Source organism: Caballeronia sp. LjRoot34 (genome assembly GCF_964253815.1).
Classification (GTDB): Bacteria; Pseudomonadota; Gammaproteobacteria; order Burkholderiales; family Burkholderiaceae; genus Caballeronia.
On the sequence record NZ_CAXUSB020000001.1, the window covers coordinates 3,187,460 to 3,206,224 of the forward strand.

Annotated in this window: 22 protein-coding genes; 7 read left to right on the top strand and 15 right to left on the bottom strand. The window is 63.6% G+C overall.

The genetic code is table 11. The features are described 5' to 3' along the window. Position 1: 1 nt before the first annotated feature. The 6 genes from ACSQ36_RS14340 to ACSQ36_RS14365 form a co-directional block, all read right to left on the bottom strand. On the bottom strand, positions 2 to 322 hold the full coding sequence (locus tag ACSQ36_RS14340; protein ID WP_436182367.1) for a type IV secretion system protein VirB3: 321 nt from the start codon (positions 320 to 322) through the stop codon (positions 2 to 4). 23 nt (positions 323 to 345) lie between these two features. Then, entirely contained in the window at positions 346 to 687 is a 342-nt protein-coding gene (locus tag ACSQ36_RS14345) for a TrbC/VirB2 family protein (RefSeq protein ID WP_436182368.1), read from the bottom strand. A 48-nt stretch (positions 688 to 735) separates the two neighbouring features. After that, positions 736 to 1,431: a lytic transglycosylase domain-containing protein gene (locus tag ACSQ36_RS14350; protein ID WP_436182369.1), complete on the bottom strand. Its 696-nt coding sequence runs from the start codon at positions 1,429 to 1,431 to the stop codon at positions 736 to 738. After that, positions 1,431 to 1,997: a hypothetical protein gene (locus ACSQ36_RS14355; RefSeq protein ID WP_436183180.1), complete on the bottom strand. Its 567-nt coding sequence runs from the start codon at positions 1,995 to 1,997 to the stop codon at positions 1,431 to 1,433. Before ACSQ36_RS14355 ends, ACSQ36_RS14350 begins: the two co-directional genes overlap by 1 nt. A gap of 1,353 nt (positions 1,998 to 3,350) precedes the next feature. After that, the gene (locus ACSQ36_RS14360) at positions 3,351 to 3,677 is read right to left on the bottom strand and encodes a hypothetical protein (protein WP_436182370.1); all 327 of its coding nucleotides are present in this window, start codon (positions 3,675 to 3,677) and stop codon (positions 3,351 to 3,353) included. Continuing rightward, on the bottom strand, positions 3,674 to 3,916 hold the full coding sequence (locus ACSQ36_RS14365; protein WP_436182371.1) for a helix-turn-helix transcriptional regulator: 243 nt from the start codon (positions 3,914 to 3,916) through the stop codon (positions 3,674 to 3,676). The genes ACSQ36_RS14360 and ACSQ36_RS14365 overlap by 4 nt, the downstream gene beginning before the upstream one ends. A gap of 491 nt (positions 3,917 to 4,407) precedes the next feature. Here ACSQ36_RS14365 and ACSQ36_RS14370 point away from each other — a divergent pair, with 491 nt between their 5' ends. Beyond that, on the top strand, positions 4,408 to 4,575 hold the full coding sequence (locus ACSQ36_RS14370; protein WP_436182372.1) for a hypothetical protein: 168 nt from the start codon (positions 4,408 to 4,410) through the stop codon (positions 4,573 to 4,575). Positions 4,576 to 4,642: 67 nt separating this feature from the next. On the opposite strand, the gene ACSQ36_RS14375 is transcribed toward ACSQ36_RS14370, so the two are convergent. The 8 genes from ACSQ36_RS14375 to urtB all read right to left on the bottom strand — a co-directional run bounded on the left by ACSQ36_RS14375 (position 4,643) and on the right by urtB (position 12,394). Beyond that, positions 4,643 to 5,677 carry a porin gene (locus ACSQ36_RS14375; RefSeq protein WP_436182373.1) on the bottom strand — a complete coding sequence of 345 codons (1,035 nt, stop codon included), beginning with the start codon at positions 5,675 to 5,677 and terminating at the stop codon, positions 4,643 to 4,645. Positions 5,678 to 5,751: 74 nt separating this feature from the next. Continuing rightward, positions 5,752 to 6,297, bottom strand: coding sequence for an amino acid synthesis family protein (locus ACSQ36_RS14380; RefSeq protein WP_436182374.1), 546 nt, complete (start codon positions 6,295 to 6,297; stop codon positions 5,752 to 5,754). Continuing rightward, a complete protein-coding gene (locus ACSQ36_RS14385; protein WP_436182375.1) occupies positions 6,294 to 7,724 on the bottom strand; it encodes an amidase family protein in 1,431 nt (476 codons plus the stop codon). The genes ACSQ36_RS14380 and ACSQ36_RS14385 overlap by 4 nt, the downstream gene beginning before the upstream one ends. A gap of 54 nt (positions 7,725 to 7,778) precedes the next feature. Next, complete coding sequence (locus tag ACSQ36_RS14390; RefSeq protein ID WP_436182376.1) at positions 7,779 to 8,957, bottom strand: ABC transporter substrate-binding protein; 1,179 nt, start codon at positions 8,955 to 8,957, stop codon at positions 7,779 to 7,781. An 18-nt stretch (positions 8,958 to 8,975) separates the two neighbouring features. Beyond that, entirely contained in the window at positions 8,976 to 9,719 is a 744-nt protein-coding gene (locus tag ACSQ36_RS14395) for an ABC transporter ATP-binding protein (RefSeq protein WP_436182377.1), read from the bottom strand. Then, positions 9,706 to 10,440 carry an ABC transporter ATP-binding protein gene (locus ACSQ36_RS14400; protein WP_436182378.1) on the bottom strand — a complete coding sequence of 245 codons (735 nt, stop codon included), beginning with the start codon at positions 10,438 to 10,440 and terminating at the stop codon, positions 9,706 to 9,708. The genes ACSQ36_RS14395 and ACSQ36_RS14400 overlap by 14 nt, the downstream gene beginning before the upstream one ends. Then, positions 10,440 to 11,513 carry a branched-chain amino acid ABC transporter permease gene (locus ACSQ36_RS14405; RefSeq protein WP_436182379.1) on the bottom strand — a complete coding sequence of 358 codons (1,074 nt, stop codon included), beginning with the start codon at positions 11,511 to 11,513 and terminating at the stop codon, positions 10,440 to 10,442. Before ACSQ36_RS14405 ends, ACSQ36_RS14400 begins: the two co-directional genes overlap by 1 nt. A 5-nt stretch (positions 11,514 to 11,518) precedes the next feature. Further along, positions 11,519 to 12,394, bottom strand: coding sequence for an urea ABC transporter permease subunit UrtB (urtB, locus tag ACSQ36_RS14410; RefSeq protein WP_436182380.1), 876 nt, complete (start codon positions 12,392 to 12,394; stop codon positions 11,519 to 11,521). Between the two features lie 172 nt (positions 12,395 to 12,566). Between urtB and ACSQ36_RS14415 the strand changes: the two genes are divergently transcribed. The 3 genes from ACSQ36_RS14415 (at position 12,567) to ACSQ36_RS14425 (ending at position 15,059) form a co-directional block, all read left to right on the top strand. Beyond that, entirely contained in the window at positions 12,567 to 12,917 is a 351-nt protein-coding gene (locus ACSQ36_RS14415; protein WP_436183181.1) for a helix-turn-helix domain-containing protein, read from the top strand. Positions 12,918 to 12,981: 64 nt separating this feature from the next. Further along, positions 12,982 to 13,311, top strand: a complete 330-nt coding sequence (locus ACSQ36_RS14420; RefSeq protein WP_436182381.1) for a helix-turn-helix domain-containing protein — start codon at positions 12,982 to 12,984, stop codon at positions 13,309 to 13,311. A gap of 332 nt (positions 13,312 to 13,643) precedes the next feature. Beyond that, positions 13,644 to 15,059 carry an amidase family protein gene (locus tag ACSQ36_RS14425; RefSeq protein ID WP_436182382.1) on the top strand — a complete coding sequence of 472 codons (1,416 nt, stop codon included), beginning with the start codon at positions 13,644 to 13,646 and terminating at the stop codon, positions 15,057 to 15,059. Positions 15,060 to 15,123: 64 nt separating this feature from the next. Here ACSQ36_RS14425 and ACSQ36_RS14430 read toward each other — a convergent pair whose 3' ends face one another. Beyond that, positions 15,124 to 15,960, bottom strand: a complete 837-nt coding sequence (locus tag ACSQ36_RS14430; protein ID WP_436182383.1) for a FadR/GntR family transcriptional regulator — start codon at positions 15,958 to 15,960, stop codon at positions 15,124 to 15,126. A gap of 236 nt (positions 15,961 to 16,196) precedes the next feature. Between ACSQ36_RS14430 and ACSQ36_RS14435 the strand changes: the two genes are divergently transcribed. Genes ACSQ36_RS14435 through ACSQ36_RS14445 form a run of 3 tightly spaced genes read left to right on the top strand, consistent with a single transcriptional unit; the run spans position 16,197 to position 18,763 of the window. Next, positions 16,197 to 17,495, top strand: coding sequence for an acyl-CoA dehydrogenase family protein (locus ACSQ36_RS14435; RefSeq protein WP_436182384.1), 1,299 nt, complete (start codon positions 16,197 to 16,199; stop codon positions 17,493 to 17,495). Continuing rightward, positions 17,485 to 17,763: an acyl carrier protein gene (locus tag ACSQ36_RS14440; RefSeq protein WP_436182385.1), complete on the top strand. Its 279-nt coding sequence runs from the start codon at positions 17,485 to 17,487 to the stop codon at positions 17,761 to 17,763. The genes ACSQ36_RS14435 and ACSQ36_RS14440 overlap by 11 nt, the downstream gene beginning before the upstream one ends. Next, the gene (locus ACSQ36_RS14445; protein WP_436182386.1) at positions 17,747 to 18,763 is read left to right on the top strand and encodes a 3-oxoacyl-[acyl-carrier-protein] synthase III C-terminal domain-containing protein; all 1,017 of its coding nucleotides are present in this window, start codon (positions 17,747 to 17,749) and stop codon (positions 18,761 to 18,763) included. The genes ACSQ36_RS14440 and ACSQ36_RS14445 overlap by 17 nt, the downstream gene beginning before the upstream one ends. Positions 18,764 to 18,765: the final 2 nt, after the last annotated feature.

Consider the following 18,765-nt stretch of genomic DNA (forward strand, 5'->3'; position numbering starts at 1 on the left):
CTCATGCCCTCCTCTTCAGGCGCACCGGCACATAGGCATGCGCCCCCCAGAACCGGCGGTTGCGCTGCCGCAGGCTCATGCGCAGACGCAGGGCCAACTGCGCGAGCCGCTGGTCGTCGTTGCGCGTGATCACCCGCATCGCGACGAATACCGGGATCATCAGCAGGAGAATGCCCACCCCGACCGGAGGACTCGCCAGCAACGCCCAGATGGCCGGGATCAGCATGCCGCCCCCAACCAGCAGGGCCGACACGAGCGGCACGCCCCAGAGCATCGCGGGACGTGTGCAGCCCTTGAATACGGGGTCCTTGAGCGGATTCATGGTTCGGCTCCGTCTCGCAGGAATCAGGAAGTCGGGATCAGCATCGCGGCGATCACCGTCGCGCAGCCGACGAAGAGGCCACCGATGAAGACGTTCGCGATGTCACCGAACCGGGCGTGCTGGAACATCATCTTGAAACCGGCCCAGATGATCGAGATCGAGCACACCACGCCACCCACGCCGAGCAGCGTCGTCTGGATCGTGGTCAACAGCGTGTTGACCTGGGACAGCTGTGCGTAAGCCGGTGAGACCAGCACCGCTGCCACGACCCCGCCTGCGAGAAGCTTTGCCGCCCGGCGCGCGAAGTCCTGAATCCTCCAGACCCGTTTTCCGGATTTACTCTCAATTAGGATAACTAAACTCATGACAGGCTCCTGTACATCGATAACCAGATCCTTGCCTTCACCTATGCTTCAGAACACCACCGCGCTGCTGTGCGCAGACTCGCCCTGCGGGTGCCCCGGTGGACTGCCCCGGGGCGCCTGGGGTACCTGTGGGCCCGGACCACTGGCAGACGCCGGTTGCGCCGTGCGCTGGCGTTGCACCCGATCCGGAAAACCACCGCCACCCAGAGGAACAACCGGGATCGCCGGGATCGGGCTCGCCACCGGGTCAATCGCCGGTACGCTCGGCACCGGATGCACGGACCCAATATCAGCTGCGTTCTGGACCACGCGCTGCACATATCCCGTCCTGTATCCCGTCGCGAAGTCGCCACTCGCGTAACACGACAGGCTCGCTCGCAGTGCGCCCTGAACTTCGGGGCGCGACCTGCGCGCCTGGGCGTAACAGTCCTGCAGGATTGCCGCACCGGCAGCCAGGTTGAGGCAAGGATCAAATGCGTTCTGCACGTTCATTGCATACCGCGACCAGTTCGCCCGGTTCACCTGTGCGAGGCCCACGCTGTAATCCCAGCCGCCCGCGTCGAGTGCGCGCGTCGTGGCCGTGGCTTCCCCGAGGCTGGCTGGCTGGCGCAGCAGCCGGCCGTGCACCACGCCGATGGCGTAGGGGTTAAACGACGACTCAGTGCGCACGATGGCCGCCATCGTTGCCGGTGAAACCTGGGGCGCGCACTGCTGCGCGAGCGTCATGAAATCGAGCGCCATCATTAGCCGCCTCCTCCCTCACCGTTCTCACCGCCCTCCTGCCGTTCCATGCGCTCGAGAAACAGGCGAGCGGACTGGGTCGGGTCATAGGGTGCGCCGGTACTTCCAGCACCATAGAATTCGGTGATCGTCCGGTCCTCGCCATCCGCGTCCCACCAGACCCGCGTATAAAGCTGGCCGTCGATCTCGACGTTGATGGCACCGCGCGCACCACAGAGCAGCTCACTCTTCTCCGGCCCACCCCAGTAAAGAAGATCCTCGCGGCAATACGCAACACTGGCGAAGATGTTCGACGCGGCCGTGCCCTGCGAGCCGCCTGCACCGAAGTCGCACGTCGGCAACGGATCGCCATGTCGCAACGCGCGCCAGAGTTTCTCGACCGGCGGCACGCATTCGGCGTACTGTTCCGGCCCGCCAGGGTTGGAGAGGCAGAGGATCACCTGGCAGCCCCAGTCGTCTGCATGGGCGAGGCTCGGTGTGATCACCGAGGTGCCGATGAAGCAGGCGAGTCCCAAAGACAGGCAGCGCATGAGGCGTAACACCCATGAACGGATCGACGCGTTACACATGTGCCGTCTCCGCCGGAGCGGGATTGAAGGCAGGCTGGCCCTGCGTTCCGGCGCCCGGCCCGCACGCTGCGACGCAGTCCAGCCGAAGCGCGATCTCATCGAAGCAGTGGCGCATCGCACGCCACGCAGAGCGTGCTGTCGCGTCCCGCCAGGCGATATCAAGCACCGATACCCCTGCGCCTGTGCAATCGCATCCAGTCGGGGCATCTGAAGAAAGCCATCGGGGTCGCGGGGATCCGGCATCAGCCACGCACCCATGTGCGCCTGAAGCGCCCGTGCCTGTGCCTGTGCCTGTGCCCTCAGGAGCGGCGTATCTTCCACCATGTTCGGCAGCAGCCCGAAAAAGCGCGGCGCGGGGTTCAACCGTGCTCGAACATTGCGTACACCGTGCGGAGCGTTGAGCAGATCGTCTGCACTGTCGAATGCGTCCCTTGACAGCACGATCGGGCTTAGCATCGCATCGGCGCTTGCCTCGGCGCACACGGCGTGCGGGTCCGGCAGTGGCGGACAGTCGATCAGGCACACGTCCACGAAAGCTGCCACCACCCGCAGCACGTGTCGCATGTTCGCGTAGTAGCGTGCGCTGCTCTCGCCCGCCTCCAACGGCAGGCCGCGCACTGAGCGCCCCGGCAGTACCGGGATGCGAGGTGCACGCGCCCTACGTGTCTGCGTGCGCGGCTTGCTCTCCACACACCCGTTGCCAGGTACCACCGCCCGGCCGGTGCGTGCAAGCGATGCCGTGCTGCAGGTGGGCTCCGCGAGATCGAGCACCAGTACTCTGGCCCTACGTACCCGGCGCAGAAAATGCGCGAGCTGGCACACCAGTGCGCTCCTGCCGGTACCGCGTTTTTCCGCTGCAACCAGAAGTGTCTTCATGGTCCGTCATTCCCATCGACAGGCGACCCGAAACACCAGAAAATCACAGGTGACGGAAAAAAGAACCCGCGGTGCCTGGAAGGCTGACCGCGGGCTCAACGGGGGATCGTTCCACTTGCGCCAGAAAACAGAAAAGCCTGCGGATGCAGGCTTTGGGATGTCTCACGGCACACCACGTCGTCGCAGTGACTTCGGTACTTCGGGGCCGCTAACGCGTACTCGGTCGTGCTTCGCACGTTGACCGGATCAGATTGTTGAGTTCACTCTAGGCGAGCACGTGGCGCAATGCAAGAGCCCCCGGACGCCTCGCTGGTTGTCCATTTGCCCACGTGTTCCCAGCTGTTCCCACGTGTTCCCAAAAAAATTTTCACGCGCGGGTGCGTCGATATCCAGGTCGGCATCAGACGACGACACCCACCACCGAAACCCCGGTCGATGAGCCGAGCTACCATCGTCCACCGGAAGTGGCCGCACGCCTCATTCTTCGCCGGCTGAAGGCAGGCCACCGGTGCCGGTTTCCTGGCTATTGCCGGCAAGAGCCTGCGCCAGTGCCAGGCGCGCCGCCGCGAGTTCCAGTTCGAAAGGTTGCGCCGGTCGCCAGGGTATGTACAACCGGCGGCAGACAACCTCCCGACGGGCATGCCAGAGATAGACCATCCTCAGCATCTCCCGATGTCTGGGATGCAACGTCTGCCAGGCTTTCGTCAGCCGCGCCGCATCGAGTGGATCGTAGGCGCCGCGCGACGTGTTTCCCCAGTTCTCGAGGCGACGGGCGAGCGGCGCAGCAGCAAGGTCTCGGCTCATGACCTCAGCTCCGCATGGTCCGGGCATTCCGGCACAGGAGCCCGGTAGCGGGCGGGATTCGCGAGGAACCGTTCGATGTCGGCGGCACGCCACCCGACCATCCGGCCACCCAGTTGTATCGGCAGTGGAAACGTGCTGGCGCGCATGCGCCGGTAGATGGTTGAGCGTGACAGCCCCGTCTTCGCCTCGACCTGCCACCGACGCAGGATGACGAGCGGTTCGTCTTGTTTGCTGGACATGGCTTGCCCCCAGAACGGCGCCGGCTCGAGACGGCCGGAACACGAGGGCATTCAAGCAGCGATTTCGCCCGTCAGCCAAACCCGTCTTATCGACGGGATTTCCCGACAGGCCGGCGGGGCGGGCGTCGCGAGAGGTAGTCCGTAGACCATGCAACTTGATATTTGTTATCGCAAAGTCCCAGAACCGAGCCCGGTGAAGGGAGAATCGCGATGATCAGTGCCGAGCTGAGGCAACATCCTGAAAGCTATGTCGCGCAGCCTGTCGAATCCGGGTGTGACAACCCGGAAAGCGAAGTGCTTCCCGAAGGCACCCGGCTCATCCATCACCGTGAAACGCAGCGCACCGCGCTCAATGCCTCGCTCTTGCGCGGCATCGAAAATGCAGACTGCGGCTTGACGAAGCCGACGAGGAAGTGTTCGACAAACTGGGGGCGAAAAACCAGTCGCTCGTGGAGCGGCCGAAGCGATTGTTCCGACCAGAGAAGTAGAGCATGACCTTCAGCAGATCGACGACTAGATCCGACTGGACAATCCGCGCTGCACACTGGTCGTACGCGAGCGACCCGATTTTCTACCGCACCGTCGGGACAGAGCAGCGCATCGGCGTGCTCCATGTGATTCATAGTGCGCGCAACTTCGCCGCGATCCTGTTTCCCTAACAGCCCAATGCCTCATCACACTCCCGCCCACCCGGACCACATCGCGAAGTGGTCACGGCCGTCTATGCTAGAACTTCATCCTGATACCGGCGCCCAGGCTGTTACCTGACGACACGCTTGTCATCGTGTCGTAGCGCCATGCCGCATACACGTCGGTGCGCTTTGAAAGCGGATAGTCGTAGCCGAGCGCCACCGTCGACCAGCGGATGTCACTGCCTTGCACCGGCCGCCGGCGCGTGCCTGCCCATGACACCAGCACGCTGCCAGTCCCGAGCTGGACGCTCGCGCCCAGTTGCACGGTATCGTCAGTCACCTCATTATTGTTATCCACCCGTTCGTACTGGAAGTAGAGTTTGACCGGGTCAAGCCGGTACGCGCCACCGACGAGCCATGCGGTCTGCTCCGTCGCACCGTTGAGAAACAGCGACGCCGTGTGCAAACTCTGGACCGCGGCCGTGGCCGAAAAAGGTCCAGCAAAGTACAGCACGTTCGCACTGTAATTGGCCTGGCCCGCATGGCCCGCGACTCCGGCGTTACTGTAGAGCAGACTTCCCGATAGGCCTCCGAGTTCCGGCGTCTGGTACACAATCGAGTCGTCGATTGCCGTATCACTCTGTACTGACGCCGCCCCCATGGCGGAGCCCAGAAAGCTGTGAACCACCATGGGCGAGAAAACGAACGAATTGCCAAACGGGTTGAACAGCAACGTGGACACGAACAGCAGGGAATCATTGCGCCCGAGCGTCAGTTCCCCAAATCGCCCACTGAGTCCGACGAATGCCCTGCGCCCGAAGAACGACTGCCCGTCGAAGGAACCCGTCTGACCACCATTGATGCGGTAAAAGCTCTCGAGCGTGAAGATCGCCTTCAGCCCGTCGCCCAGATCTTCGGAGCCGGACATGCCCCAGTACGACGTCGTCATCCCCCCAGAGCCCACCTGCCAGGCGTTGCCGGACGTCCCCGGCCCGCGCACCACGCCCGCGAACGAATCCGCTAGCCCATAAAGCGAAACAGATGACTGTGCGTGCACTGCCCCCGCCGATGCGCATAGCGCGAGCGCTGCGACACCTTTACTCCACCTTCCCCGACAATCCGTGTGCATGTGTTCTCCTTCATCTTTCTGAGTGATCTGTCCTGCGGTTTCGCCTTTTGCCGGGCACGCCCCCCAACCGGGTCTCAGCCCGGCCTCACGCGCGCAAGCGGTCTGCCGCGCTCGGCCAGTGCGATCGCAACCAGCACCTCGTCCGGCCCCGGTGAGTCGGGCACTGACAGGGACACCGTGTCGAAATGGTCGAAGCTCCACATATCGGCAACGCCGTGCGTGGGTACATCGAGACAGGCGCCCGCTGCGGCGCGTTTCGTCACCGACGGCATGATCGTGGTCGCACCGGGCAGGCATTCACGCACCGCCTTGCCCAGCCGCGGATGAAGCAGCGCCGCGCCACACTCCAGTGACACCCCGATGCCCACCAGCGCCCCTTTCCCGTAGCCCTGGATGTCGGCTGGCGCGCACCCCAGCACCTGCAGCGCGCGCCCGGTGAGGAGCGCTCCGAGTTCGGCACCCGTCGCGTAAAGCGTCTCCAGTGCGCCATCCGTGCCCTCATCTGCAATCTTCAGCACGGCAGCCGCGACAGCTTGGCGGTGCGGCGGCACGACCGGCACACCGAGTTCTGCATATCGCTCGACCAGGTGAACGACCACCCTCGTAACCTGCGGGCTCATGGCTGCGCCTCCATCCCGTCTGCCGGACGCTCCAGCATTACGTCTGGTGTCGGGAACGCTCCCCTCGCTGCCTCGTACGCCCGCGCTGCCCGCAGAACCAGGGCATCGCCGCCCCGCCGACCGATGATCTGCACGCCGGTTGGCACTCCTTCTGCAAACCCGCAGGGCACACTCACCGCAGGCAGCCCGGTCTGGTTACACCAGGCAGTCAGGGCGGGTGCCATACGCAAACCGGCAGGCAAGCCCGGCACGGGCGGCGGACCGCAGTGGAACGTCGGCATGACCAGCAGGTCGTAACGCTGAAAGAACATCTCCATCGCCGCCGTGAGGGCATGACGCGCAAGCAGTGCATCAGCGAAGGTTGCGGTATCCACCAGTTCGCCTGCGTTGGCAAGCGCCTTGAGATCGGGGTCGAGCAGTGTCCGGTCGGCGGCCTCCATATGCCGGACACGCTGCGCGAAGAACACTGACCACTGCACCGAATGCATGTGCCCATCGCCGTAATAGTCCGCAAGCGGTGTCACGTCGCTTTCGACAACCCGCGCGCCAAGCGCCTCAAGGACACCGGCCGCCTGCCTGACACAGTTTTCGATAGCCGGCTCGATGCGCACGCTGGCTGGAGCCGCACAGTACGCAACGCGAAGGCCTGCGACGCCATCGTCGAGCCCCGCACAATAATCGGCGCAGTGATCCGAACTGCCGCCAATGCCTGAATGCCGGTCGAAACCCTCATGCGCCATTACACTGAGCATGAGCGCGGCATCGTGCACGTTGCGTGCGATCGGCCCGAGCGTTGACAGCGCAGTCCATGACGCTGCTTTACCGGCCGGTACGAGCGAGAACGTTGGCTTGAACCCAACCACACCGCTCCAGCAAGCTGGAATCCGGATTGACCCGCCCCCGTCGGTCGCGAGCGACAACGCTCCCATGCCCAACGCAACCGCCACCGCAGATCCACCGCTGCTGCCCCCGGACGAGAGCCGCGTGTCCCACGGATTGCGGGTAGCACCGGTCAGCGGACAATCGGTGACGATCTTGTTGCCAAACTCTGCGGTCGTTGTCTTGCCAAACGCTATGGCGCCCGCAAGCCGCAGTCTCGCCACAGCCAGCGCATCCTCGCTTTCGCGTTCCGGCGATGACGTCCATGAGCCGTGCCGCGTGGGAAATCCCGCTACCGCGACAAGATCCTTGACCGAGACAGGCACGCCATCGAGCGGACCGCACGGCTCGCCCCGCCCCCACCTGCGCTCGGCGTCGCTGGCCGCCGACATTGCCCCTTCCTCGTCGAGCGCGCAGAACGCATTGACGACGGGATCGAGCTTCGTCACCCCGTCCAGCACCGCGCACATGACCTCCACCGGCGAGAGGCTCCGCTGCCGGAAGCCTGCAACCAGTTGAGTGGCACTTAACGTTAGAAGGTCATTCACTATGTAGTCCTTATTTTTTAATTCGTAAAAATCCGATATGCAGGAGGGCTGCGTCTATCCCTCGCAGACGGGCGTGACGGGGCCAATGGAATCGAGGATCGAAAAGCTGTTATCGGCGAGTGCCTGGCCGATCCGGGTCTGGCAAAGCACGTGGCCGCCGTCGTGGCTCACCCCGGTCCTGCCGCGCGGCAGTGCGACGGAGATGGCAGGCAGTGCGGCCTTGAGGCGGTTGGCGTCGATGCTCCCGGCCGACCTGACGGCCTCGGCAAAGAGACGAATCCCCGCGTAGGTGTTCTCGCCGTGCGGCAACACGACGGCATAACGGCCCAGCCGGGGATCGCGTGCATCGGCGTAGCGGGCCGTATAGCGCGTGAGGAACGCCTGGTTTTCCGGATTGTCGATGCTCATGAAGTAAGACGACACGCCGATGGTGCCGGTCGAGGCGCCCGTGGTCGCAATCGACAGCGATTCGTGCGCAATGTCCGTCACGAGCTGCGGTTTCATGGCGAATGACCGGTACTGCTTCACGAACGTCACGGGGTCATCGCCGATGCTGTGCCACACGATCTGCGGACTGGCACTGGCGACCCGTTGCAGAACCGCACCGTAGTCGCGTGTGCCGAAGGGTAGCCAGTAGACTTCGAGGAATTTCCCGCCGTGGCGCGCCACGGCCGCCTGCAACTGCGGGATCAGCACCTTCCGGTTGCTGCCGATGTCCGAGACGACCGCACAGACGGAACGTCCACCGCCGCGCATGAGCCACGTAATGAGTGGCTCGATCCGCTGGCTCGCGGCAAGCCCCGTCGTGAGCAGTTGCGGGTCGCACCGTCCTTCGTCGAAGTTCGGATAGACGACCAGTTTTCGCGCGGCTCTTGCCGCCTGGAGAGCGGCTTCGCGCTCCGACGGAAGCACCATGCCCGTGATCATCGCGACGTCGTCACGCATGAAGAGCTGCCGCGCCTTCTCGAGCGTGACTGCCGTGGACATCTGCGTGTCCTCGACGCTCAGTTGCAGGGGCCGCCCAAGCAGTCCGCCCGCCGCGTTGATCTCGTCGACAGCCAGTGCGGCGCAGTTACGGTTGGTCTGCCCCACGCGCGTGAGGGGCCCGCTCAGCGGTGCCAGCAGGCCGATCTTCAATGGGTCCGCCCCGCGTGCGAACGGAGAGACAGCCGATGCGGCGAGGGAGGCGGCAGCGCCAAGCAGCACGGTTCGGGAAAAGTCACGACGGTTCATACTTTTTCTCACTGGATTTCACTGGATGTTTTCATGATGGAATTCCGGCGCGAGCTCCGCCGCCGGGGACAGGTAGCGCGCGAGCGGGTGTTCGCCCGTGTCGCCCGATTGCGGTTCAACGATGCCGGCATGCACGAGCCGGCCGTTGCTCAGCACGATGCAACGCCTGGCGCTCTGCAGGACAAGGTCAAGGTTCTGCTCGACGAGGAGCACGGCCAGCTTTGAGCGGCGGCAGAGCTCCGGGATCACCTCGCCGATACGCTCGACCAGATTGGGCTGTACGCCGTCGGAGGGTTCATCCAGCAGCAGCAGCTTCGGACGTCCGCACAGGGCGCGTGCGATGGCGAGAACCTGCTGCTCGCCACCGGAGAGCGTGCCGCCCTGCTGCGACAGGCGCGCCTTCAGGACCGGGAAGTAATCGAACACCTCGTCGAGGATGCCGGCGCCACCCGCAGCCTGCGTGCCCATGAGGAGGTTCTCGCGCACGGTCAGTTTCGGAAAGATCCAGCGTCCCTGCGGTACAAGTCCGATGCCCCGGCGTGCAATCTCATGCGTGCGCAGGCCTGTGACCGGCTGCCCGAGGAAAGAAACCTCCCCGCTCACGCGCGGTAGCAATCCCATGATCGCCTTCACCAGGGTCGTTTTGCCCGCGCCGTTGCATCCCAGCACACCGACCACCTCGTTGGGCAGCACGTCCAGCGTGAGGTTGTGAACCACATCCACGTCCCCATATCCGGCGCACAGATTATCAATGCGCAGCATGTGTCGCCCCCCGCCCCAGATAGATGCGGCGGATCTCCTCGTCGTCCGCGATCTGCGCATACGATCCCCGTCGAACGACCTCTCCCCGGTGCATGACCCACGTCTCACATGCGAGAGACTGCACGAAGCCCAGGTCGTGTTCGATGGCGAGTACCGCACATCGCTCGCGCAACCGGTGAATAAGGCCCACCAGACGCTGCGCGTCCTTCGCGGACAGACCGGCTGCAGGTTCGTCGAGCAGCAGCAAGGCGGGCTGACACATGATCGCCATGCCTATTTCGAGCCACTGCCGCTCGCCGTGCGGCAGATGCGAGGCGAGCTCACGCGCCTGCCCGGACAGACCCACCTCCTCCAGCACCGCATCGGGATCGGGCATCGGCGAAGCCCGGTAAGCCGCAACCCCGAGACCGGCCACCACCAGGTTGTCGCGCACTGTCATCGTGAGGAAGGTGTTGGTGCCCTGGAACTTGCGCACCACGCCGCGCCGACTGAATACGTGCATCGGTCGGCCCGTCATCCGTTTGCCGTCGAGATACAGTTCGCCTGTACCGGGTGCAATGGCACCTGAGAGCAGACCGACCAGCGTGCTCTTGCCGGCCCCGTTCGGGCCAATCACGCACAGCAGATCGCGTGGGGCGATCGTGATGTCCACACCCGCCACGGCGTTGATTCCACCGAACGCGCGCGACAGACCGATGCCCTGTAGAAAATGGGCGTCCATTACCGTTCCTCCTGTGCGTGGCTCGTGCGGTGAAGCAGCGGCCCGTTCAATTTCGCTCTCAGGATGCGGCGTATGGCCGCCGCGAGACCACCAACACGCACGCCGTTCGGCATGAAGAGCACGCAGGCGAGAAACAGGCCACCGAGGATCAGTGGCCAACCGTCCGTGCTGTAGCTGGCGATGGTCTGCTTAAGGAGCGTCAGAACGACCGCGGCGATGACAGGGCCACCCGTTCTGCCCCGCCCGCCGATGGCCACCCAGAGAATGACCTCGGTCGCCAGCAGCGGCGAGAAGACGTCGGGCGCCACCACGCCCGAGCAGGACGCCATCAGCCCCCCGGCGATAGCCGCCAGCACTGCTGACACGACGAAAACAGACAGCAGATGAAACGAGGTGTGATACCCGCATGCCTTCGCCCGCCATTCATTGGTTGCGATCGCATCGAGCACTTTGCCGTAGTGGCTGCGGCACACGAACCACGTCAGGGCTATCGCTCCGAGGAGCACCACGGCCACGGCGTACCAGGACGCGCGGGGACCACCCAGATCAAATGCGTGAGCGCCTACGCCCACCAACAGTCCGGGGATGCCGAGGATTCCCGTGTCTCCTCCCGTGACCGACTGCCAGCTGACGGCGAGCTGCTGCGCGACGATCAGCACGGCCAAGCTGATGATCGCAAAGAAGTGAAGCCTGACGCCCGCAAAGAGCAGGAAATAACCCACCACTGCGGCGACACCCGCAGCGCAGAGCACGCCCGCCGCGAGCCCTGTCACGGGTGCCTGTCCAAACTGTACGGTCGCCACGGCAAATCCATACGCGCCCAGACCGAGAAACGTGGTGTGCCCGAGCGTAAGCACCCCGGCGCGGCCCCAGAGCAGGTCATAACTCAACGCGAGAATCCCCATGACCAGCGCATCACGCACGGTCGAGAGCAGCCAGGGGCCCACGAACAACGGCAGGATTGCAGCCGCTATCACTGCCGCACCCCACATCAGCAGGGGCTGTGCATCCTTGGGACCGAGAGCCGGCTGTGCGAGCCACAGACGCAGGCCGGCTGCGTGTTTTTCAGACATACGTTTTATCCTTTACCGAGAAGATGATGGGCCGCGCTGAATCCCGGAATCAGGCCCTGCGGCCTGAACCGGATCACCACGATGGAGAGGACCAGCACCACGGCTGATGCGAGCGAGGGATCGACGCGATAACCCAGCAGCGTCTCGGCCGTGCCGATGACTGCACTGCCCAGGATGCTGCCCGCAATCGAGCCGATGCCGCCCAGCACAATGACGAAGAAAGCCTTGGCGAGATACGAGACGCCCAGATGCGATTCCACCGAAACCATGGGCGCAACGAGCACACCAGCGAGTGAGGCAAGCGCCGCGCCGCCGCAGAACGCAATGCGATTCAGGCGTCGGGTGTCGATGCCGGTGGCCTCGGCCATCGCCGGGTGCTGGATCACGGCACGCAACTGCATACCAAAGCGCGTGCGGGCGAAAAGCAGCCAGCACCCTGCTGTTACGATGAGCGCGACAGCGATCACGAAGATCCGGTAGGCTGGATAGCTCCCCCCGGGGACCGAAACCGCTCCGTCTAACGGCGCGTACACCAGCATCGGCTGCGTGCCGAAGATGAGTTCGAGTGCCTTCTGCAGGATCAGGCTGACCGCGTAGGTCGCGAGAAGGGTATCCAGTGGCCGGTCGTAGAGAAACCGGATGATGAAACGCTCGAGGCACCATCCGAGGAGTGCCCCGGTTAAAGGTGCCGCCAGCAATGCGACCCAGAACGCCTCCTTCCCGGCGACCGCCTGCACAACAGCCAGTGTGTAAGCGCCGATCGTGACCCACTCGGCATGTGCAAGGTTCACGATGTCCATCATGCCGAATATGATGGCAAGCCCAAGCGCCACCAGCGCCAGAATGCTCACGTAACCAAGAATGTTCAGAATCGTCGTCATTGGCATAGGTCCAGGTCTTCATATCTGCGGGGCGTCACGCCCATCCGTGCAACTGGCAAACGAACGGCTTTTCAGTCCGGACGCGCTGCCCGTCATCACCCAAAGAATTGCTTAGGATCTATACTAAGAAATTCTTAGTATAGACGACGAGAAATTCCCAGAAACTCCGAGGATTCCGAGTAATCAAGCGACATCCTCTGTTTTTGCCAGACGCCTGGGTCAGGCCCGGTTACGCTCGGGCCTGACCCAGGAACAGCTCGGCATCCACGCCGGCATCAACGAATTTTCAGCCAGTGCCCGCATCAACCAGTACGAGAGAGGCAAGCACATGCCCCCTCTCACAGTGGGCCAGCGTCTGGCTAGGGCGCTGCACGTCCCGACGTCTTTTCTCTACGAGGAGGACGATCTGCTTGCAGCCCTCCTTGCAATTGCGGCCCGACTCACGCGGGGAAAGAAGAATATCCTCCTCACGAATGCCGAGGCGCTGGCACAACCATCTTCCATAATCCGAAAGGCAAAGTAATGCTTAATCTCCTAACTAAGAATTACTTAGTAAAATCCCTGAGCGAATCCGGGAAACTCACCGGATGCCGCACGATACACCCACCCCTGATGCCGTTTTCCCCAGACGCTTGAAACAAGCGCGGCTGCGCTCGGGCCTCACCCAGGAGCAGCTTGGCATCCATGCAGGCATTGACGAGTTCTCCGCCAGTACCCGCGTGAACCAGTACGAAAAGGGCAAGCACACCCCTGCTATACAGACGGGTCAGCGCCTGGCGCGCGCACTCCTTGTCCCCACCGGTTTCCTCTACGAGGAGGACGACCTGCTCGCGAGCCTGCTGGCAATCGCGGGCAGGCTCAGCAAGGAAAAGAAAAAAGCCCTCCTCGACAGTGCAGAAAAACTCGCGCAGGAATAAACTAAGAATTCCTGAGTCTCGCGGCCAGCGCTTACGGCGCGATGGCTGCGCCGCTGCTTCGATCGCAACACCGACCTTGATTGAACAACAATCCGGGCGAAATTCTTCGTGACGCCGCAACACAATGTCCGTCGAACTCCCGTCCCGAGACTAACGCTTCGTCGGTATCGCGCTTTCTCGCAATTTATTATCATTAAATTTACATCCTCAAAACGAGCGTGTCAACGCCGCGGAATTGCTCGTTTACCCCAATTATTTGTCATACATGGAATACTTGACATAGGTCAACACCTCTCCTATTTTCTATTTATGATGATTAAATAGGAGAGGGCATGAGCAGTGACATGTGTGATCTGACAGTGCAGGAGCTCCATGCGCTTTATGTGGGGGGTGGCACCTCGCCAGTGGAAGTCATGAACGCCGTGCTTCACCGCATTGAGCGACTCGACCCCACAGTGAATGCCTTCTGCCGGATAGCCGAGGATGCACTCGACATGGCGCGGGCGTCCGAGACACGATGGCATCGCAAACGGCCCCTCGGCCCCCTCGACGGCGTGCCCGTCAGCATCAAGGACAACGTCGCCGTCTCGGGCCTCGCCACGCGATATGGCTCGCGGGTTACGGACGAAGTACCGGCGTCCCACGACAGTCCATGCGTGGCGAGACTTCGCGAGTCAGGAGCAATCTGCTTTGCCAAGACCACCCTGCCCGATTTCGCCCACAAGATCGTCACCGACAGTCCGCTCACGGGCGTGACACGCAATCCCTGGGATATGGAGCGCACGCCAGGCGGGAGCAGCGGCGGTGCTGCCGCCGCCGTCTCGCTCGGCATGGCGCCAGCGGCGATCGGCACCGACGGTGGCGGGTCCATCCGGATTCCCGCCGCTTTCACCGGCACGTTCGGCTTCAAACCAAGCTTCGGACGCGTCCCGCATGCCCCGCGCGGCCCGTTTGGCCTGTTGAGCCATATCGGCCCCATGACCCGGTGCGTAGCAGATGCCGCGCGCATCCTGACCGTGATCAGCCGGCCTGACAGCCGCGACTGGTACGCGTTGCCATTTGACGCCAGCGACTACGAACTGGGTCTCAAGTGCAAGCCGGCGCCCGGCGGCATCCGTATTGCCTATAGTCCGTCTCTTGGGCTCGCCGTCACGCCCGAAGCCGCTATCCACGATGCGGTGATACGGGCGGCCAATACCCTGCGTCAGCTCGGCGCGTGGGTCCAGCAGGACGACCCGCCTGATATCGATCGCTGTAATGCAATCCACGCGACCCTCTGGCCGGCATGCTGCCGCCAGCTCACCGAAGGCATGGCCGACGGCGGTGCTGCACTCGATCCGTCATTGCGTGCCTACTCCGACGCAGGCGCCGGAATATCGCGACAAGCGTTACTTGGCGCGCTGATCGAGAGGGGCGAGCTTGGCGCCGGCGTCAACGCATTCTTCGAACGGTACGATCTCGTCATCTGTCCGGTTTATCCGCGCATGGCCATGCGACTCACCGAACTCCAGAGCAGTGACGAACTGTTCCCCCACTTCACCGCGTGGTGCAATCAGCTCGGGCTTCCCGCTGCCAGCCTCTACGCGGGCACAACCTCGGAAGGCCTGCCCGTCGGTATACAGATCGTCGGAGGCCGTCACGCGGATGCACTCGTGCTCTGGGCAAGCCACATTCTCGAACTCGCCTTTGGAAGGGCCCCATTCGCCGAGCTGGCACGTACACTTTCCTCATCCGTTGCTGGCGGTTAAGCGCACTGAAAACCTTGCGTCTGGTGGACATCCTGGCCTGCCGGAAGGGGGCCCGCTCGTCGTATCACGAACCGCCCTTCCTGCCCGCATGCAGACCAAGATCCGAATCCAGTACCAGCTTTTGCCGTAACGCTGCATGCACCTTGCGAAGCTGCGCTTCCGCCTCGTCCATGTGCGCCGCCATGAGCTTCTCCACCTCACCGGCGTCGCGCCGCCTTGCTGCATCCAGAATCGCCCGGTGCGCGGCGACGGTCTGCCGCCCGAACGCCTGGTATTCCTGCTGAGTGACGTTGCCCGCCACGATCACCAGGCTGTGCAGCATCTGGTTGATGATCTGGCACACGCAGCGAAGGAATGCATTCGGGTTAGCAGCCGCCAGCACATCATGAAAATGGATCTCCTCGTGTCGCTGGTCAAGCGCATGTTCGTGACTTGCGACAAACGGCTCGCACACCTCCACGCTACGCTCCAGCGCGTCCAGGTCCGCGTCCGTCAGATACTCCACCGCGCCTGCCGCAAGTAGCGGCTCCAGCACGCGCCGCACGCCGTAAATGTCCTCCAGACTGATGCTCTCGAAAAACAGATAGTTCTGCAACGACTGGAATGCGCGCGCAAACGGCACGCGCGTGATCGTCGCGCCTCCATCCGGTCCCGTGCTCAGGCTCACCAGGCCCTGCACCTCCAGTGCCTTCAAGGCCTCCCGCATCGAGCCCCGACTGACCTTGAACAGGTCCTGAAGCTCGGCTTCCTTGTTCAACCGTACGCCCGGACGCACCTTGCCATCGTTAATCCAGCTCTTGATGAGCTCGGCCACCTGATCGCCCCGCTTGGTCGTGCGCGGCCCCCTGTTGTCCGGCTGCAGCAACGGCTTTTTTGCTGTCGTCTGTTTTCGCCCTGCCATTCGTCACACCCGTAGTTGGCCAATCATCGTTCGGTAGGGACATCATTATCGGTCATCTACTGGCGACATGGCCGCCGTTACGCCACGTCACGCCGGCCAACGCCCTCCTAATGTTCGGGGGTAGCGATGCGACGTTCATGCTCCTACGCTCTAGACGAACGGCACGCGGGCAAGCGCCCCGTGATTCCGGTGCACGCCACGCCTCGGCGCACGCGCACCATTTTGGGAACCAGGTCATGACCCGAGACGAACCGACGTCACAACAAGTCCATGCGATCGAGTACATCGGAAGAGCTCTCGCGGATCGGGGACTCGATCTCGAACGGCTCGCCAGGAGCATGCGCGCCGTAAGTAGCGAATCGGACGCAACCGGCAAGATCGGAGGTCCTCCCTGGCGCCCAGATGACGTGCGGGCCCTGAACATGAACCTCGTGCCTGCCGGCCACGGGGGCTGCCCGGCCCTCCAGTCCCTCGTGGCGCAGGCGACATTGATGGCCTACCTCGGTGAAGCCGACGCAAGCCTGGCGCTTGCTTTGCCGGGCCCGGGGCTCGCCATGCCACCTGTCGTCGCGCTCGCTTCGGCTGAGCAGCGCGAGCGGTTCTTCGGGCGATTCGAATCCGACGCGCCGCGTTGGGGAGCCTTCGCCATCACCGAGCCCGACTGTGGTTCCGACGCGACTGCCATGCGTACCAGCGCAAGAAAGACCGGCCGTGGCTGGGTCCTGAATGGAACAAAGTGCTTTATCACGAACGGTGCGCGCGCCGACTGCGTGATCACGTTTGCAACGATCAACCGGCAGATGGGCCGCTACGGTATCCGTGCATTCCTCGTGGACTGCAATACACCGGGATTCACGGTGTCGCGCATCGAGCGCATGGCTGGCCTGCGCGCGACCCAGCTTGCCGTGCTCTCGTACACCGACTGCGAGGTCACCGATGACGCGCTGCTCGCCCGCGGCGACCAAAAGCCGCTCGATGACGCATTCTCGGGTGCACAGCGGTCCTGGGACTACTTCAGGCCACTGCTTTCCGCAGTCATGGTCGGTACCTGCCGGCGGGTACGCGCGGACCTTGCGGTCTGGCTCGATGCGGGCGGCACGCCCGCGGACAGGCATCGAGGCGTGGCCAGCGTGGAGGCGTCCCTGCTCGATATCGATCGCCAGATCGCGGCCGCATGGTTGCTTTGTCACTGCACGGCCTGGAAAGCGGATCAAGGCATCGCAACGTCAATGGATTCCTCCATGACCAAAGCGTTCGCCTCGCGTGTGGCCGCACGGGTGACGCGCGCTGCAATGGACCTCGCCGGTATCGACGGCATCGCCGCCTGTCCGTCACTTGAGCAAGGTTACCGGGATGCCAGGGCATTCGACATCATGGAAGGTACCGGCGACCTGCAGCGACTCATGATCGCGCGGGCAGCGCAGCGATCGACGGCACGTCCGTGGGACATTACGGACGTACCTGGCGACTGCTCCAGCGCGCCTGACATATCCAACGCCCACCGATCCGGGCAGGAGACATCTCATGACGCATAACACGCACGCCCCCCGACGCGAGGAAATCGCAGCCACCATCAGGTCATGCCTGCTGTCGGCCATCGGCAGCACGATGGCTGCGGACCTGATCGCGGACGACACGAACCTGTTCGATGTCGGCGTCGACTCCATGAACATGACAGACCTGCTTCTTCAACTCGAGCAGCGTTTTGGCTTCACGCTCGCGCCGGAGGATCTCTCTGCCGATCTGTTCATGCGTTTCGGCAACCTCGTCTCCTTCGTGGAATCCCATGTCCGTCGCAACTAACCACGTTCGCGAGCGAGCATGCATCGCGGCCACCGCGCGGTACGTCCCGCAAGCGCGCGTGCAGCCCGACGTGGCGTTCCAGCAGCCAGCGGCCACGCCTGCATCCGCGCGGGAAACCATCATGCGATCAGTGTATGCCGATACGCTGCGCTGGAGCCGCGAGGTGGCAGGCCCCGGTCCCGTCGATCATTCGTCGAAGTCGGTGCGCGTCGCCAGCGAGCCGCACCACCTCCTCTCGGAAATGGCCTCGACGGTAGCGAGGGAAGCTATCCGGCGGTGCCCCGGGAAAGACAAACTCGCGCCGGATCAGATTCTCGTCTGTGCGACAAGTTTCGAGCACGATCTCGCGCTCTCGTGCGCGGGTCGCCTGCACAGCGAACTGGGATCGACGGGCGTGCCGTTCGCGATCGGACAGCTCCAGGGCGTGTCGTTCTTTCTTGCGCTGCAGGTGGCGGCCGACATGATGGCCAGCGAAGAGCGCATGTACACCGCACTGATCGTCGCGGCTGAACGCTGGCTGCCGCCATTCTCCCGCCAGACCGGTTCGCTGGCCGCATTGGGTGATGGGGCGGCCGCCGTGCTGATCAGGCGCCACGCCGGACCCGGATGGCACGTGCGCAGCGTTATGGTATGCACGCCCTTCACCTCCGTTTCCATTCCGCCGCACGATCCCTTTGTCGACGAAGCGGCCGTGGTCGAAATCATCGGGACGACGTGTACGCAGGCGGGCCTGAAACCCACCGCACTTGACTGGATCGTGCCTCCGCGTATCAACGCAACCCTGGCATGTGAGGTCAACGCACGGGCCCGACTGCCTGCCGAGCGAATGTGGTATCCGGACCCGGGGGACATCGGGTACCTGTGTGCCGCAGACGCGCCCGTGCAGCTCGACATGCTGTTGCAGTCGGCTGCTCCGGCGGACGGTCAACGCATCCTGCTGTGGTCGGCCGGCTTCCAGGGACAGGCCGCCTGCGCGATCCTCGAGTTTCGCGGGAGCTAGCG

What these genes read in the sequence shown, in the direction of transcription:
- ACSQ36_RS14350 (WP_436182369.1), bottom strand. Translation starts at nt 1,431, where the DNA reads ATGATGGCGCTCGATTTCATGACGCTCGCGCAGCAGTGCGCGCCCCAG.
- ACSQ36_RS14435 (WP_436182384.1), top strand. Translation starts at nt 16,197, where the DNA reads ATGACCCGAGACGAACCGACGTCACAACAAGTCCATGCGATCGAGTAC.
- ACSQ36_RS14400 (WP_436182378.1), bottom strand. Translation starts at nt 10,440, where the DNA reads ATGGACGCCCATTTTCTACAGGGCATCGGTCTGTCGCGCGCGTTCGGT.
- ACSQ36_RS14395 (WP_436182377.1), bottom strand. Translation starts at nt 9,719, where the DNA reads ATGCTGCGCATTGATAATCTGTGCGCCGGATATGGGGACGTGGATGTG.
- ACSQ36_RS14390 (WP_436182376.1), bottom strand. Translation starts at nt 8,957, where the DNA reads ATGAACCGTCGTGACTTTTCCCGAACCGTGCTGCTTGGCGCTGCCGCC.
- ACSQ36_RS14355 (WP_436183180.1), bottom strand. Translation starts at nt 1,997, where the DNA reads ATGTGTAACGCGTCGATCCGTTCATGGGTGTTACGCCTCATGCGCTGC.
- ACSQ36_RS14365 (WP_436182371.1), bottom strand. Translation starts at nt 3,916, where the DNA reads ATGTCCAGCAAACAAGACGAACCGCTCGTCATCCTGCGTCGGTGGCAG.
- ACSQ36_RS14405 (WP_436182379.1), bottom strand. Translation starts at nt 11,513, where the DNA reads ATGTCTGAAAAACACGCAGCCGGCCTGCGTCTGTGGCTCGCACAGCCG.
- ACSQ36_RS14420 (WP_436182381.1), top strand. Translation starts at nt 12,982, where the DNA reads ATGCCGCACGATACACCCACCCCTGATGCCGTTTTCCCCAGACGCTTG.
- ACSQ36_RS14445 (WP_436182386.1), top strand. Translation starts at nt 17,747, where the DNA reads ATGTCCGTCGCAACTAACCACGTTCGCGAGCGAGCATGCATCGCGGCC.
- ACSQ36_RS14375 (WP_436182373.1), bottom strand. Translation starts at nt 5,677, where the DNA reads ATGCACACGGATTGTCGGGGAAGGTGGAGTAAAGGTGTCGCAGCGCTC.
- ACSQ36_RS14340 (WP_436182367.1), bottom strand. Translation starts at nt 322, where the DNA reads ATGAATCCGCTCAAGGACCCCGTATTCAAGGGCTGCACACGTCCCGCG.
- ACSQ36_RS14370 (WP_436182372.1), top strand. Translation starts at nt 4,408, where the DNA reads ATGACCTTCAGCAGATCGACGACTAGATCCGACTGGACAATCCGCGCT.
- urtB (WP_436182380.1), bottom strand. Translation starts at nt 12,394, where the DNA reads ATGACGACGATTCTGAACATTCTTGGTTACGTGAGCATTCTGGCGCTG.
- ACSQ36_RS14345 (WP_436182368.1), bottom strand. Translation starts at nt 687, where the DNA reads ATGAGTTTAGTTATCCTAATTGAGAGTAAATCCGGAAAACGGGTCTGG.
- ACSQ36_RS14425 (WP_436182382.1), top strand. Translation starts at nt 13,644, where the DNA reads ATGAGCAGTGACATGTGTGATCTGACAGTGCAGGAGCTCCATGCGCTT.
- ACSQ36_RS14430 (WP_436182383.1), bottom strand. Translation starts at nt 15,960, where the DNA reads ATGGCAGGGCGAAAACAGACGACAGCAAAAAAGCCGTTGCTGCAGCCG.
- ACSQ36_RS14380 (WP_436182374.1), bottom strand. Translation starts at nt 6,297, where the DNA reads ATGAGCCCGCAGGTTACGAGGGTGGTCGTTCACCTGGTCGAGCGATAT.
- ACSQ36_RS14440 (WP_436182385.1), top strand. Translation starts at nt 17,485, where the DNA reads ATGACGCATAACACGCACGCCCCCCGACGCGAGGAAATCGCAGCCACC.
- ACSQ36_RS14360 (WP_436182370.1), bottom strand. Translation starts at nt 3,677, where the DNA reads ATGAGCCGAGACCTTGCTGCTGCGCCGCTCGCCCGTCGCCTCGAGAAC.